At 41.0% G+C, this 13,567-nt stretch carries 11 protein-coding genes; 1 reads left to right on the top strand and 10 read right to left on the bottom strand.

The window, feature by feature from the left end; translation table 11 throughout:
* Window positions 1–125 precede the first annotated feature (125 nt).
* From G6554_RS22095 to G6554_RS22055, 9 genes are all read right to left on the bottom strand, one after another.
* Window positions 126–1,184: a GntR family transcriptional regulator gene (locus tag G6554_RS22095; RefSeq protein WP_347564337.1), complete on the bottom strand. Its 1,059-nt coding sequence runs from the start codon at window positions 1,182–1,184 to the stop codon at window positions 126–128.
* 181 nt (window positions 1,185–1,365) lie between these two features.
* A complete protein-coding gene (gene pruA, locus G6554_RS22090) occupies window positions 1,366–2,913 on the bottom strand; it encodes an L-glutamate gamma-semialdehyde dehydrogenase (protein WP_166245910.1) in 1,548 nt (515 codons plus the stop codon).
* Window positions 2,914–3,175: 262 nt separating this feature from the next.
* The gene (locus G6554_RS22085) at window positions 3,176–4,339 is read right to left on the bottom strand and encodes a CamS family sex pheromone protein (protein WP_166245908.1); all 1,164 of its coding nucleotides are present in this window, start codon (window positions 4,337–4,339) and stop codon (window positions 3,176–3,178) included.
* Window positions 4,340–4,352: 13 nt separating this feature from the next.
* A complete protein-coding gene (gene ligA, locus G6554_RS22080) occupies window positions 4,353–6,359 on the bottom strand; it encodes an NAD-dependent DNA ligase LigA (RefSeq protein ID WP_166245906.1) in 2,007 nt (668 codons plus the stop codon).
* A gap of 87 nt (window positions 6,360–6,446) precedes the next feature.
* Entirely contained in the window at window positions 6,447–8,711 is a 2,265-nt protein-coding gene (gene pcrA / locus G6554_RS22075; RefSeq protein WP_166245904.1) for a DNA helicase PcrA, read from the bottom strand.
* 70 nt (window positions 8,712–8,781) lie between these two features.
* A complete protein-coding gene (gene pcrB / locus G6554_RS22070) occupies window positions 8,782–9,465 on the bottom strand; it encodes a heptaprenylglyceryl phosphate synthase (RefSeq protein WP_166245902.1) in 684 nt (227 codons plus the stop codon).
* 226 nt (window positions 9,466–9,691) lie between these two features.
* Entirely contained in the window at window positions 9,692–10,006 is a 315-nt protein-coding gene (locus tag G6554_RS22065) for a YerC/YecD family TrpR-related protein (RefSeq protein ID WP_166245900.1), read from the bottom strand.
* Between the two features lie 28 nt (window positions 10,007–10,034).
* Window positions 10,035–11,084 carry a DUF3048 domain-containing protein gene (locus G6554_RS22060; protein ID WP_166245898.1) on the bottom strand — a complete coding sequence of 350 codons (1,050 nt, stop codon included), beginning with the start codon at window positions 11,082–11,084 and terminating at the stop codon, window positions 10,035–10,037.
* Between the two features lie 73 nt (window positions 11,085–11,157).
* Window positions 11,158–12,903 (bottom strand): adenine deaminase C-terminal domain-containing protein, encoded by a 1,746-nt coding sequence (locus G6554_RS22055; RefSeq protein WP_166245896.1) that lies wholly within the window; start codon window positions 12,901–12,903, stop codon window positions 11,158–11,160.
* A gap of 166 nt (window positions 12,904–13,069) precedes the next feature.
* Between G6554_RS22055 and G6554_RS22050 the strand changes: the two genes are divergently transcribed.
* The gene (locus G6554_RS22050; RefSeq protein WP_166245894.1) at window positions 13,070–13,366 is read left to right on the top strand and encodes a YgaP family membrane protein; all 297 of its coding nucleotides are present in this window, start codon (window positions 13,070–13,072) and stop codon (window positions 13,364–13,366) included.
* Between the two features lie 24 nt (window positions 13,367–13,390).
* Here the strand turns inward: G6554_RS22050 and G6554_RS22045 are convergent, their stop codons facing one another.
* Window positions 13,391–13,549, bottom strand: coding sequence for a hypothetical protein (locus tag G6554_RS22045; RefSeq protein WP_166245892.1), 159 nt, complete (start codon window positions 13,547–13,549; stop codon window positions 13,391–13,393).
* Window positions 13,550–13,567 lie beyond the last annotated feature (18 nt).

The raw sequence follows: 13,567 nt of genomic DNA, 5'->3' as shown, positions 1-13,567 counted from the left end.
ATAAAATATACTTTTCAACAAAAAAGTAATTTATTTATATCTGCTCACCATACTTTTATAAAAACAAAACCCAAACGAGGATCATGCCTACGTTTGGGTTCTGAGTGATTTTATTGTATTTAGAGCTATGTTGGAATCATTTTCAACAATTCATTCTCACTAATTTTAAGTTCAACAGGGACATACATTCTTTTCGGTTCGTAAATACCTTCTATTTGTTCTAACAGCAAATCAACTGTTTTTTTACTACATTCTTCGATATCCTGCTTAATAAACGTAACTCCAGATATACCAGGTGAATCAAAGGTTAGTAATTCGATTTCCTGACATGCCTCGCTCTTTAAAGAACTTATCGCTAAATGCGTATATGCCGCTAATTCTGCATTCATAGTAAAAATAGCTGTCATTTCAGGTTTACTGATTAGAAATTCTTTAATGAGTTTGGGGGTTTTATGCTGAGAAATATCATTGAAACCAAGTGTTAGCCAAAGATTCTTATTAATGGTCGTTCCCCGTTTTAAAAAGGCATGTTCAAACCCCTTAGCCCTCTCGTCAGTCACTGTATTAGTGATGATTGGGGAAATAAGCCCTATATGCTTATGACCTTTATTTAATAGGTACGAAATAGCTTCTTGAGTCCCTGCTTTATTTTCAGATGTCACGCTATACGTTAAAATATTCTCCATATACCTATCAATTAATACAAATGGAAATTTATCAAGTGAAAGTCTTAGTACCGCATCATTGTATGTTTCTTTTTCTGTAGGGAAAATAATCATTCCCTTAACGTCCATTTTTCTAAACATCTCAATTGCATCTGCTTCTTCAAACTGAGACTCTCTTGTGATCTTTATAATAAGATGATGACCATTCTTTGAGACGTATTTCTCAATATAATTGACAAATTCTTGTTCAATTTTTGTTTTCATACTTGGAAGAATAAGACCTATTAACCCTTCCTGCTCATACGTTGGTCTGATTGAAGCCGTAAGGTCACTTTCACAAACAAAGGTTCCTCTCCCTTTAATTCTTTCAACTATCCCTTCTTCAGCGAGGCCGACTAGTGCATTTTTAGTAGTAATCTGACTAACATGAAATTTTTCGGTTAATTCCTTTTCCGAGGGAACACGGTCACCCACTCGTAGATTACCCGATTGAATTTGCTCTTTGATTTTATTTTTGATTTGTTGATACAGAGGTTCATTTTTAATCTCAACTCACCCTTAACTCATAATAATACAACTTATATTAATTATATTAATACTTAATATACATTATTACAACCTCATTAGAATAAAAAAAGCCTTCTATCCCACTTTTAAGGGATGAAGGCTTTTTTGCTGTTATTCGTATTATTTCTTCAACTTAATACATTTCAGAAGTGGTCTTCGCTTGCATATGAAGCAATAAGTAATCTGGACCGCCTGCTTTTGAGTCGGTACCAGACATATTGAAACCTCCGAATGGCTGGTAACCAACGATGGCTCCTGTACAAGAACGATTGAAATATAGGTTTCCAACATGGAAATCTTCACGTGCTTGCTCTTGGTGCGCACGGTTATTTGTGATCACTGCACCTGTTAAACCATACTCTGTGTTGTTAGCGATTTCGATTGCTTCCGTGAAATCCTTCGCCTTTGTGAATCCAACAACAGGACCAAAGATCTCTTCCTGCATAATACGAGCTGTAGGAGAAAGGTCAGCAATAATAGTTGGTTGGATGAAATAGCCTTTGGAATTATCACCTTCGCCGCCTGCCATCAATTTACCTTCTTGCTTACCAATCTCAACGTACTCCATAATCTTTTTGAACGCATTATTGTCATTAACCGGCCCCATGAATGTACCTTGGTCGGTTGGGTCACCCACTGTTAAATGTTGAGTTAATTCCACCGCACGGTTCAATACTTGATCATAGACATCTTCAACAATAACGGCACGAGAGCAAGCAGAACATTTTTGACCAGAAAAGCCAAATGCACCGGCAACGATAGATTGTGCCGCAAGTTCAAGATCTGCTTCACTGTCCACGACAATTGTATCTTTCCCGCCCATTTCAGCAATCAGGCGCTTCATCCAAACTTGGCCTTTGTTCACCTTTGAAGAACGGTCGAAAATACGAAGACCAACATCACGTGAGCCTGTAAAGCTGATGAAACGAGTATCCTTATGGTCAACTAAATAATCGCCTACTTCAGATCCGCTGCCTGGTACAAAGTTCAACACGCCTTTAGGAAGACCTGCTTCTTCCATAACTTCAACAAACTTTGCAGCAATAATCGGAGTGGTAGAAGCTGGTTTTAATAATACCGTATTTCCGGACACGATTGCTGCTACCGTTGTTCCTGCCATGATAGCAAACGGGAAGTTCCATGGTGAAATAATAATGCCCACGCCTAGTGGAATATAGTCATAACGATTAAATTCATTTGGACGGCTATTTACGGGTACACCATCTTTTAACGCCAGCATTTGGCGGCCATAATATTCAAGAAAGTCTATGCCTTCAGCAGTATCTGCATCTGCTTCTCTCCATGGCTTACCTGCTTCTTTTGTCATTAGCGCTGAAAACTCGTGTTTACGGCGGCGAACGATGGCAGCCGCTTTAAAAAGAACATCCGCCCTAACCTCTGGTTTTGTTTTCTTCCATGTTTTAAAAGCTTCTACCGCAGCCTGCATCGCTTTTTCAGCAAGCTCTTGGTTCGCTTTGGAAACACGGCCAATTACTTCTTCTTTATTTGATGGATTATAAGAGACGATCTTATCTTCCGTTGTAATTCGTTCCCCGCCGATCACAAGGTCGTAATCCTGACCTAAGTAACCTTCCACTGTTTCTAAAGCTTTAAGGTAGGCCTGACGGTTTTCCTCAATTGTAAAATCGGTAAATGGTTCATGCTTGTAAGGTTGTATCATTTCTAAACCCCTCCTACATATGTATTAAAACGTTTACACCCAAAACTCATTCTACATGATTCACTGCATAGTATCAAATAGAAAAGCGTAAGCGCCCTGGTCAGCGGCGTATGGCCTGGAGCACTCCAACTGAGATAAAGGAAACACGAAGAGCCGAAGGCGATTCGATGTTGACTTATCGTAGGGCGGAGAGCGAAGGACACTAGCCGCTAGGGCGCTGGAGCTAGACAATTAAGAAAAGACCCAGCACGTTCACTGGATCTTATTGGTAAATATGAACGAACGGTTCCTCTTCATTTGCCTTTCGCACAATCAATGCTTCCGGCCCGTCGACTGAGGTAACACTTACGGAAACAGAAAGATATTTTGGAAAATGCTGCAATACTAACCCTGTCACATATTGCGTAAACCCAATCCCTTCCATTTTCCCATAGAATTGAATCGGAATAGTAATATTTAAGTCCTGCAGCTGATCGCCAACGTAAAAGGCTCTACCGATGACCCCATTAAAGTTTGGAAAATATTCTTCCACGTCCTGTTTAAAGTTTAAGAAAGCAATTGTATCATCACGGTGATCATTTTGCGCTTCGGTTGACGGGAATAAATAGTATTTCTCATCTACCTTTTCCCAGCCATTTAAACTGGTGCTCCCTTGATCAACAGTGGTGTAGGCAAAGAAATGGCCAGGTGTCACGGAGGATTTACTTTCTTGTTCAAATAAAGCAACCGTAATCGGAACATCCTTCAACGTTTTCGTTGCACGTGCCCGTTTGACCACTTCTTCGGCTATTTTCTTCCCTTCCCTTTCCATGTCAGCAAACTCAATCTTCTTCTCAAACGTATCACCATCAGGCGTTAATTTATAATAATAGATAGAGTTCATGGCAAGTCCTAAGGTAACACCTGCAAGTTTAACATTATCCCCTTTATCATCTTTAGTCAGATAGTCATGTTCTAAAATATGCGCTAGATAAATGGGGCTTGAGGGATCAGCACCCGTCGCACTGTTATCAACCGGGTTTAGTCCGATATTATCTTCAGACTTGATATTTTTTGCCTTAAGCTGTTCATCTGTATATTTGCGGTTTAGCCACAGCCTAACGGTCTTTGCTTTAATTTCTTGACCTTCCCGAAAAAAGTACTTGTCGGTATCGAAGCTATTCTGAGCGATTCGCATTAAACCCATTTCAAATTCATTTAAATCATACCGTGTATTGATATTATTGACGACCAATCCACGCGCTTCCCCTGGTTGAAATGGCAGAACCGTTCGGTAATAGTTGTCCGATATATTATATTTAGGAATAATCGCCTTTCCTTTCGCTTTCTCCTTTGTTTGAACAGCTTCATTTTGCTTTTGAAAGTTTGGTGCACAGGCACTCAGCAAAAAGACAAGGGAGAGAGCGAGCAATGAGAATTTTCTCACGTCGATCCACCTCTTATTTATTTAGTTCTACTAAAAGCTTCTCCTCGTCCCACACTTCAATACCCAGTTCTTGCGCTTTCGTTAACTTCGAACCCGCATCTTCTCCCGCGATGACGAGATGTGTTTTTTTACTAACACTGCCAGCAACATTTCCGCCTAGTGCTTCAATTTTTTCCTTCGCTTCAGTCCGCGATAGTTGCTCAAGCTTTCCTGTAAGGACTACCGTTTTCCCGGCAAAGATAGAGTCGGATTCAGCGACGGAGACAGGTTTCGCCCCCTTATACTCCATATTAACTCCAGCAGTAACCAATTCTTTTAAAAGCTCCATCGCTTCCTCTTGTTCAAAAAAAGCAACGATGGAATCAGCCATCTTATCACCGATTTCATTGATCGCAATTAGATCCTCTTTTGTGGCTGCGGCTAGCTTTTCCATTGTCAAAAATGCTTGCGCAAGCGTTTTTGCCGCCTTCGCGCCAACATGACGAATACCAAGACCAAATAGCAGTTTTTCAAGAGAATTTCCTTTTGATGTTTCAATTGCATTTAATAGATTGGTGACGGACTTTTCCCCCATTCTTTCAAGGGCTAACAACTGTTCACGTGTAAGCTTATAAATATCAGCGACATCATGGATTAACTTTTCAGCAAAGAGCTGGCTAATGACCTTTTCCCCAAGGCCATCAATGTTCATGGCATCACGCGAAACAAAATGAATCAGGCCTTCACGAATTTGCGCCGGACATTTCGGATTAATGCAGCGTAGTGCTACTTCACCTTCAAGGCGGACAAGCTCACTTTCACATTCAGGACAGTGGGTTGGCATGTAGAAATCCACTTCGTCACCTGTTCGTTGATCAAGAAGAACATTCACGACCTCCGGAATGATATCGCCTGCCTTTTTAACCACGACCTTATCACCAATTTTAATATCCTTTTCCCGGATTAAATCCTCATTATGCAAGGATGCACGCTGTACGGTTGTCCCGGCAACTTTAACCGGTTCGAGCAGCGCTGTTGGCGTAATCACGCCAGTTCTGCCAACACTCAATTCAATATCTAAAAGAGTTGTGATTACTTCTTCCGCAGGAAACTTATACGCAATTGCCCAGCGCGGGCTTTTGGCCGTTGTACCGAGCTCTGCTTGCTGCTGTAGAGAATCGACTTTGATGACAATTCCATCAATCTCATAAGGAAGATGCGGACGCTTTTCAACCCAGCCATTCACATACGAAATCACATCGTCAATCGTTGCACAAGTTTTCCGTTCTTTATTTGTTTTAAAGCCGAGATGATCTAAGTAATTAAGACCTTCACTTTGGGAGATAACGCCACTCGCTCCTGTATTGCCTATCCCATATAAAAAGACATCCAGCTTTCTTGATGCGGCAATTTTCGGATCAAGCTGCCTAAGCGACCCGGCGGCCGCATTTCTAGGATTGGCAAACAACTCCTCACCGCGCTCTTCTCTCGCTTTATTCAACGTTTCGAACGAACGTTTTGGCATATAGGCCTCACCGCGAACCTCTAAAGACACATTTTCTCGTAAGCGAAGCGGAATGGATTTAATCGTTTTTACATTTGCGGTAATATCTTCACCGATCGTTCCGTCACCGCGAGTTGCCCCTTGAACAAATAAACCATCTTCATACCGTAAAGAAACAGCAAGGCCATCGATTTTTAACTCACAAACATACAAAACGTCATCCCCTGCTGCCTGACGCACCCTGCGGTCAAAATCTCGTAAATCTTGTTCATTAAAGGCATTGCCCAAACTTAACATCGGGGTACGATGTTCCACTTTTTCAAATAGATCAAGCACCGCACCACCAACGCGGATGGAAGGAGAATCAGGTGTTTTTAACTCAGGGAACTTTTCCTCAAGTACCAAGAGTTCCTGCATAAGTCTGTCGTATTCCGCATCCGGTACAGTCGGTGTGTCTAGCACATAATATTCATAGCCATATTGATGTAATAGGTTTCTGATTTCATTGATTTTCTGTTCAGCCAATTGAAGGTCCATATATTCAGCCCTTTCATTAGGTAATTCTAACTTAGGAAAGCACTATATCACCCGTATTAACAGGCAATATAGACTCTACCCCTAATTTTATGCTTTATTAATTGGTGCGAACTTCGCCAGTAGGCGCTTGATGCCAACAGGGCTCGGAAAAGCAATATCCAGCTCGATTCCTTCCCCTTGACCTTTCACACTTACAACTGTGCCAATACCCCATTTTCCATGTTCCGCTTTGTCGCCGACCTTCCAGCCGACTTCTTCGCCACCGGAGGAAGCTGAAACAGGCCTCATGACCGGCTTTCTTGGGGTTGCTGGCGTGCTGAAAGAACTTTTAGGGGAAGCAAATGAGCTATTCGGTGAACCAAATGATCTTCTGCCTCCGGAACCAAATGGCGTACTCATCCGTTTTTCTGGTTCCACACCCTCAATTAGGTCTTCCGGTATTTCAGCAATAAACCTGGAAGCCGGGTTCATATTGGTCCTACCGAACAATGTTCTCATTTGAGCATTCGTGATAAATAAGCTTTGCTCTGCTCTTGTAATTCCCACATAGGCAAGGCGGCGTTCTTCTTCCATCTCTGCCTCTTCCATAAGTGAACGGCTGTGAGGGAAGACCCCTTCTTCCAAGCCGATTAAGAAAACAACCGGAAATTCCAAGCCTTTTGCTGAGTGCAAGGTCATTAAGGTAATAGAATCGACCTTTTCCCCCTCATCATCGAGGGAATCAATATCCGCAACAAGTGCCAAATCTGTTAAAAAGGCTACGAGGCTTTTATCTTCATTGGCTTCTTCAAAGTTTTTCGTTACCGATAAAAATTCCTCAAGGTTTTCTAAGCGGCTTTGAGCTTCAAGTGATTTTTCCGCCTTGAGCATCTCCCGATAGCCCGACTTTTCGAGAACTTCCTCTACTAATTCAGTGACGGAAAGGAATTCTTGCATATTGGTATAATTACGAATTAAATCATGGAATTCACGTGCTGCCTTCGTTATTTTCGGACTTAGTCCGATTAATTCAACTGAGTCCAAGGCCTGATAGAGCGAAATATCGTGCATCGCTGCGAAATTGGCAATTTTATCAACCGAGGTTGAGCCAATTCCCCGTTTTGGAACATTAATCACTCGCTGCAAGCTGATATCATCATCCGGATTGGAAATCAACCGTAAGTACCCAAGCATATCCTTGATTTCTTTTCTGTCGTAGAACTTAATCCCGCCGACGATGGCATATTCAATATTTGATTTAAGTAATACTTCCTCCATGACACGGGACTGGGCATTTGTACGATAAAGAATCGCGATATCTGAAAGCTTTTTACCATCTCGCGTTAACTCTTTAATTTTCCCAGCAACAAATTGCGCCTCGCCTTGCTCACTGTCAGCACGATAGTAAACTAGTTTATTTCCTTCAGGGTTTTCCGTCCACAGATTTTTCGCCTTACGGTTCATGTTGTTTTCGATTACTTTATTGGCCGCAAGAAGAATCTTTTTAGTGGAGCGATAATTCTGCTCTAGAAGAATCACCGTTGCCCGCGGATAGTCTTTTTCAAACGAAAGAATATTGGCGATATCCGCTCCGCGCCACTTGTAAATGGACTGATCGGAATCCCCGACAACGCAAAGGTTTTGAAAACGCATAGCTAACATCTTCACCAGCATATATTGTGCTCTGTTCGTATCCTGATACTCATCAACATGAATATATTGAAATTTACGCTGATAATTTTCTAGTACTTCCGGCACTCTTTGAAACAATTGAATGGTCATCATGATTAAGTCATCGAAATCGAGCGCTTGGTTTTTCCGTAAACGCTTTTGGTATTCTGTATACACTTCACTAACGGTTTGTTCAAAATAACCGCCAGACACTTTCGCATATTCTTCCGGATCGATGAGTTCATTTTTAGCCGAGCTGATGGATCCTAAGATTGCCCGTGGATCAAACTTTTTCGGGTCGATATTTTTGTCTTTAAGGATTCCTTTTATCACCGATTGTTGGTCGGTTGTATCAAGAATTGTAAAATTTCGGCTAAAGCCCATCCGGTCGATGTCGCGGCGTAAAATCCGGACGCACATTGAGTGGAAAGTGGAAATCCAAATTTCCTCTGCTGCTCCGCCCATCATTTTTCTAATCCGTTCCTTCATTTCGCGAGCGGCCTTGTTGGTAAACGTAATCGCCAATATATTATAGGGGTTTACACGTTTTTCAACAATTAAATAGGCAATCCGATGCGTTAATACTCTTGTTTTTCCACTTCCAGCGCCTGCCATTAGTAAAAGTGGGCCGTCTGTCGCTTTAACAGCGTTTTGCTGCTCCGGATTCAGTCCGTTCAAAAGCTTGTCTGTTAAAAATTGCATTTCTTCCACCACCATTTACAAACATTTGTTCTTATTTTATTGTAGCGCTCTGATCGTGCTAAAGCAAATTCTATTTAACTGATTTTACCGTTTCTAGTGCTTGTTCAAAATCTTCATATATGGCATTTCCGACGACGATTACATCGGCATGCTTGGCCATTTCTACAGCCTGTTCCATCGTGGCGATACCACCGCCATAAAACAGGGTTGTTTTTTCAAGCACCTTTTTCACATCGGCTACAACTTTGGGATCTCCGTATTTACCGCTATATTCTAAATAAAAAATTGGCAGCTGAAACATTTTTTCAGCCATCATCGCGTAGGCCTTAACATCATCAGTTGTTAAGTTTGCATCGGCACTAGTCAGCTGTGCCACCTTGCAATCCTCATTTAAAATGCAATACCCCTCCATGGCGAATTCTTCCCAATCCATGATTTCGCCAAATTCCTTTACAGCCTGATGGTGAAGCCCAGTAATCCACCTCGTATCACTGCTATTTAAGATCGTTGGGATAAAATAAAGGTCAAAACCGGGTGTAACAGTCTCAATGCTTGACACTTCAAGGACACAGGGGACCGTATAGCGGCGGACTCTTGCCATTAAATCAAGGACATTTTCGAGTGTCACCCCGTCCGTCCCTCCTACCATTACTGCATCTGTACCTGATTCACAGATTTTTTCTAATTGATTGTCTGTTATTTCTTTATTTGGATCGAGTTTAAACACATGCCGCCACTCGCGAAAATCATACATCCGTGGTCCTCCCCTTCTTCTATCCATTTCACCATTATAGCATTTGGAGAAACGATAAAAAAAGGAAACAGTAATTCAAATTTTAGAAATGTTACCCATTGGATTGTGATCTCGAGCCGATGGCGCCTGGAGCTGGACATTTCTCAGAGTCGAAATTTTTACTTTTTTATTCAAAGCGAAAAACCGAAGAGTTACCTCTTCGGTTAGATTGCGATAAACTGCTCTTTTATTCTTCTTCCGCCTTGCTATTTTCTTCTTTAACGCGTTCTAATACCATTTCATACGTATCATTTCCAAAGTTTAAACAGCGTTTGACACGAGAAATCGTGGCTGTGCTTGCCCCTGTCTCTGTTTCAATTTTATGATACGTATTTCCATCACGCAGCATTCTTGCCACGTCTAAGCGCTGTGCTAACGATTGGATTTCATTGATGGTACATAAATCATCAAAAAAGCGATAGCATTCTTCAAGATCCTTTAATGAAAGAACCGCTTTAAATAATTGGTCAAGTTCTTTTCCCCGTAATTTATTAATTTGCATATCCTTTACCCCTTTAATTGTTTAAAATCTATTCCCCATTAAAAGAAACGCTCTTTTGAAGTCCAGGGCTTGTTGGCACGACATTAACCCAAGTCTTTCCTTGCACAAATGGCACTTCTTCACCATTTTTCACAGGAACAATTCTGCCCTTCTTATTCGCCCACTCCACTTCATTGACCTTCCGTTTTTGTAACAAGTACCCTTTTCCACCTGAATTTAAATCAATTTTCTTATGCCCTACTTCATCCACTACTTGATGAAGTGTTTCGATAATAAAAATATTATCCAGCAAAATTGGTTCATTTGTGTCTAAATCAACCGTTTGCTCGCCACCAGAAAAACGCTTGTATTTCCCAAGTGATTCATCATACTCGTAAGATGCATTGGAAAATGCATTCCTTGAATAGGAAATCGCCACTGATTTGGCATCGGATCCCGTTACCTTTTTACTGTCTTCTTCAGACATAAAGGTAAAACTTGGCGGGCTAGTTTCCATGGAATATTTCTTTTCGGCAGCGCCTTTTAAAACATTTTCATACGTGATATAGGAATTATGTGGCGCTTTACGTGTGCTAGACCTTTTAAATAACGTGCCATCGTAGACCATTCCATTTATATTGTCGACATAATTGCTATCGAGCATTTTCCGAGCTTCCTCACTATAGCCATGAGCAATATAAAAAGCATCCAATCCTTTGGCGAGTTCAATATAATAGGCTCTCGAACTTCTTACAGGCCCAATATTGTCAGGCTTTTCACTTTGAAAAACAGCCATAAAGCGCGTAACATCACCTTCGGCAAGGAGTTCATATACGATATCTGCTTTATGCAATCCCGATTGCGGTCTAGCTTTCGGATCATTATTAATCATGGCAGCTACTGCTCTACCGTCTGTTTTTTCTTCAGATCCTATACCCGTTAATGGAAAGGAATATGGATTCTCTTTCTTCTCCTCAACTTTTTCCACAACTTTATCGATCGCTTTTTCTTTCTTTTCTGTTTGTTTTACAGTCTCTTTACTACTACAACCTGAAAGCAGTAACAGTACAGTTGCTGCGGCAACCGCCCATTTTTTCATATTTATAAACACCTCAATTTCATCACCAAGCTGTAAAATACTTTTATGCTTTACCCCTTTACTTACTAACAGTTTAACGCATTATTGACGGAAAGAGTACTGTTTTATTCATGACATCGTACATTCCCTGCTGCGTAATCCGAATGTATGGCAAATGAGTGGCAGAGAAGAAGGCAAGGCTATAAATTGGGTCTGAAAATTTGTAGCCCCTCTCTTTTAACTCTAGTAATAATTTTTTTTCTTGTTTAATTAATTTTTCGACTGGCAGTTCTGACATTATTCCGCTCAGATTTAACGGCACCTCGCAAACCACCTCGGCATTCTCTACCATGACAATGCCCCCGCCCAACTCTTTCATTCTATTAAATGCATGAACAATATCCTGCTTATTTTTTCCAATTAAAATAATGTCGCCGGAATTGGAGTAGGAACTGGCCAATGCCGGTAAGGTGGTGGCAAATCCTTTCAATAACGTATTGATTCTCCACTTACCATTTCGATCCATCAAGGTGAAAAAGCATTCATCATGACTGGTCGGTAATTCATCCACCGAAGCATCAATAGCAATCGAATACGGTTTGGTGATGACGGAATTTTCCATTTTGATCCCAAATGGCATTGAAAATTGTAAATCATCCGTGGTTAGATCCCAATCCAGCTCCAATGGTTTAAGCCCGTATTGATCCCAAGAATTCACCGTATAAGCACCTTCCACTTGGACTCCATTACGCTTTACCCACTTTCCTTTTGCCAAAACGGAAACCGGCGTCGGATTTTCTATGCTTGATAAAAAGTTAATATTTGCAACGCGTCCAGTGGCAATCATCCCATGGATATGGTCGATATTGTAATATTTCGCGATATTGGCCGTTGCCATATTATACGCATCAATGATCGGGACACCTTTTTCAATGGCAATTCGTATCATTTGATCGTTCATACCCTGCTCATAAAAAGTAGAAGAGGACCCATCTGTATTGAATAGTAATCGATCATATGCCTCAATCCCTAATCGTTTCATATCGTCCAGAAGCTGCGGCAAATCAGGACGAATGGATGAGTATCGTAATGACACCATGTATCCTTGCATTAAACGATTGTAAACCTCTTCACCTGTCATCGCTTCATGATCACAATCCGCACCTAACAGCATCATTTTCGCTAACGTCTTTTCCGATGCTCCAGGAAAGTGGCCTTCGATCTTCTTGCGCATCCGTTTGGCTTCCTGAATCCAATGAAGCATCATATCATCGCCATCAAGCAGTTTTGGCCAGCCCGTCAACTCACCGCCCTGTAGGACAGCATCATGCTCAAGCCATGTTTTAACATTACTATGCGAAAAAATCTCTTCTTCATTCAAAATTTCTGTTTGCGAATCAAAACGGCACCACCAAAACATTGTGGTAGGGATGGAACGAAGATCTCTTAATAATGAAAACGCTTCCCGTTTTTTTAAGTGTAAAATCAAGGCCATGTTATCATTAATCAGCGTTGTTGTCCCAAATTGCGATGCATAGGCTGCCAATGTCAGGGGATTATATAATTGAAACGGATGTGCATGCGGTTCAATGTATCCAGGGACAAGGATCTCATTGGTGCAATCAATGATTTCACATGTTTCCATATTTGGAGGTAAGTTTTCACCAACATAAACAATTCGATCTTCATAAATCCAAATATTCGCTCTCATCCATTTCCGGAATGTCTGATTTAAATACAAGGCATTTTTCAATAATATGGATGGAGATGTTTTCCCATCTAAAACGGATACATGCATGCGTAAGTGTTTATTTTTCCAGCGGTAGCGTTGTTCCAGCATACCATGACCCTCCCTTTAAAAACGATCTATTTCATAATAAGTTGATTTAACAGCAAAGAAAGCCCTTACAATAAAATTTCTTTAGATACTATACTATCATATTTTACTATTTAAAGCAGTAAAGAGTTGATAAATATTGTAAAATTTTTGTGAAGGAGTGAACATTTTGAACATTAAGCCTAATATCGGAATGTTAAACGCATTGATTCGTATTACCTTTGGGTTTACCATCCTTGCTTGGAGTACCGCGAAGCTTGTCAAACACCCGTGGAGGGATTCCTATTTATTTGCAGCGTTTTGTGGGGCGATGAAGGTTGCAGAGGGAATTGTCCGCTATTGCCCAGTAACAGCATTGTGTGAAAGATGCAGTGATATGATTCAGGAGCATAACCAGGCAACGGATTCCATGGATGGGATGGAAGGCCTGGATACCGATGCGATCGTGCCTTATAATCCTTCTTAATGGCAAAAGGATGATGAAGGACAATTAGCTTAAGTGTCTTTCATCGTACTTATGAAGGACAGATCCTTTTTTAATTCCGCTTAAATGTCCTTCATCCCGCTTATGAAGGACTAATCTTTTTTTAATTCTGCTTAAATGTCCTTCATCACGCTTATGAAGGACAGATCTTTTTAAAAAACCCACTAAAATGTCCTTCATCCC

This window comes from Bacillus sp. MM2020_4 (genome assembly GCF_011250555.1).
Taxonomy (GTDB): Bacteria; Bacillota; Bacilli; order Bacillales; family Cytobacillaceae; genus Neobacillus.
This window is presented reverse-complemented; position numbering and strand designations above follow the sequence as displayed.

Excerpts from the sequence above, each read along its gene's own strand:
- pruA (WP_166245910.1), bottom strand. The coding sequence starts at position 2,913 with ATGATACAACCTTACAAGCATGAACCATTTACCGATTTTACAATTGAG.
- ligA (WP_166245906.1), bottom strand. The coding sequence starts at position 6,359 with ATGGACCTTCAATTGGCTGAACAGAAAATCAATGAAATCAGAAACCTA.
- pcrA (WP_166245904.1), bottom strand. The coding sequence starts at position 8,711 with ATGCAATTTTTAACAGACAAGCTTTTGAACGGACTGAATCCGGAGCAG.
- pcrB (WP_166245902.1), bottom strand. The coding sequence starts at position 9,465 with ATGTATGATTTTCGCGAGTGGCGGCATGTGTTTAAACTCGATCCAAAT.
- G6554_RS22065 (WP_166245900.1), bottom strand. The coding sequence starts at position 10,006 with ATGCAAATTAATAAATTACGGGGAAAAGAACTTGACCAATTATTTAAA.
- G6554_RS22060 (WP_166245898.1), bottom strand. The coding sequence starts at position 11,084 with ATGAAAAAATGGGCGGTTGCCGCAGCAACTGTACTGTTACTGCTTTCA.
- G6554_RS22055 (WP_166245896.1), bottom strand. The coding sequence starts at position 12,903 with ATGCTGGAACAACGCTACCGCTGGAAAAATAAACACTTACGCATGCAT.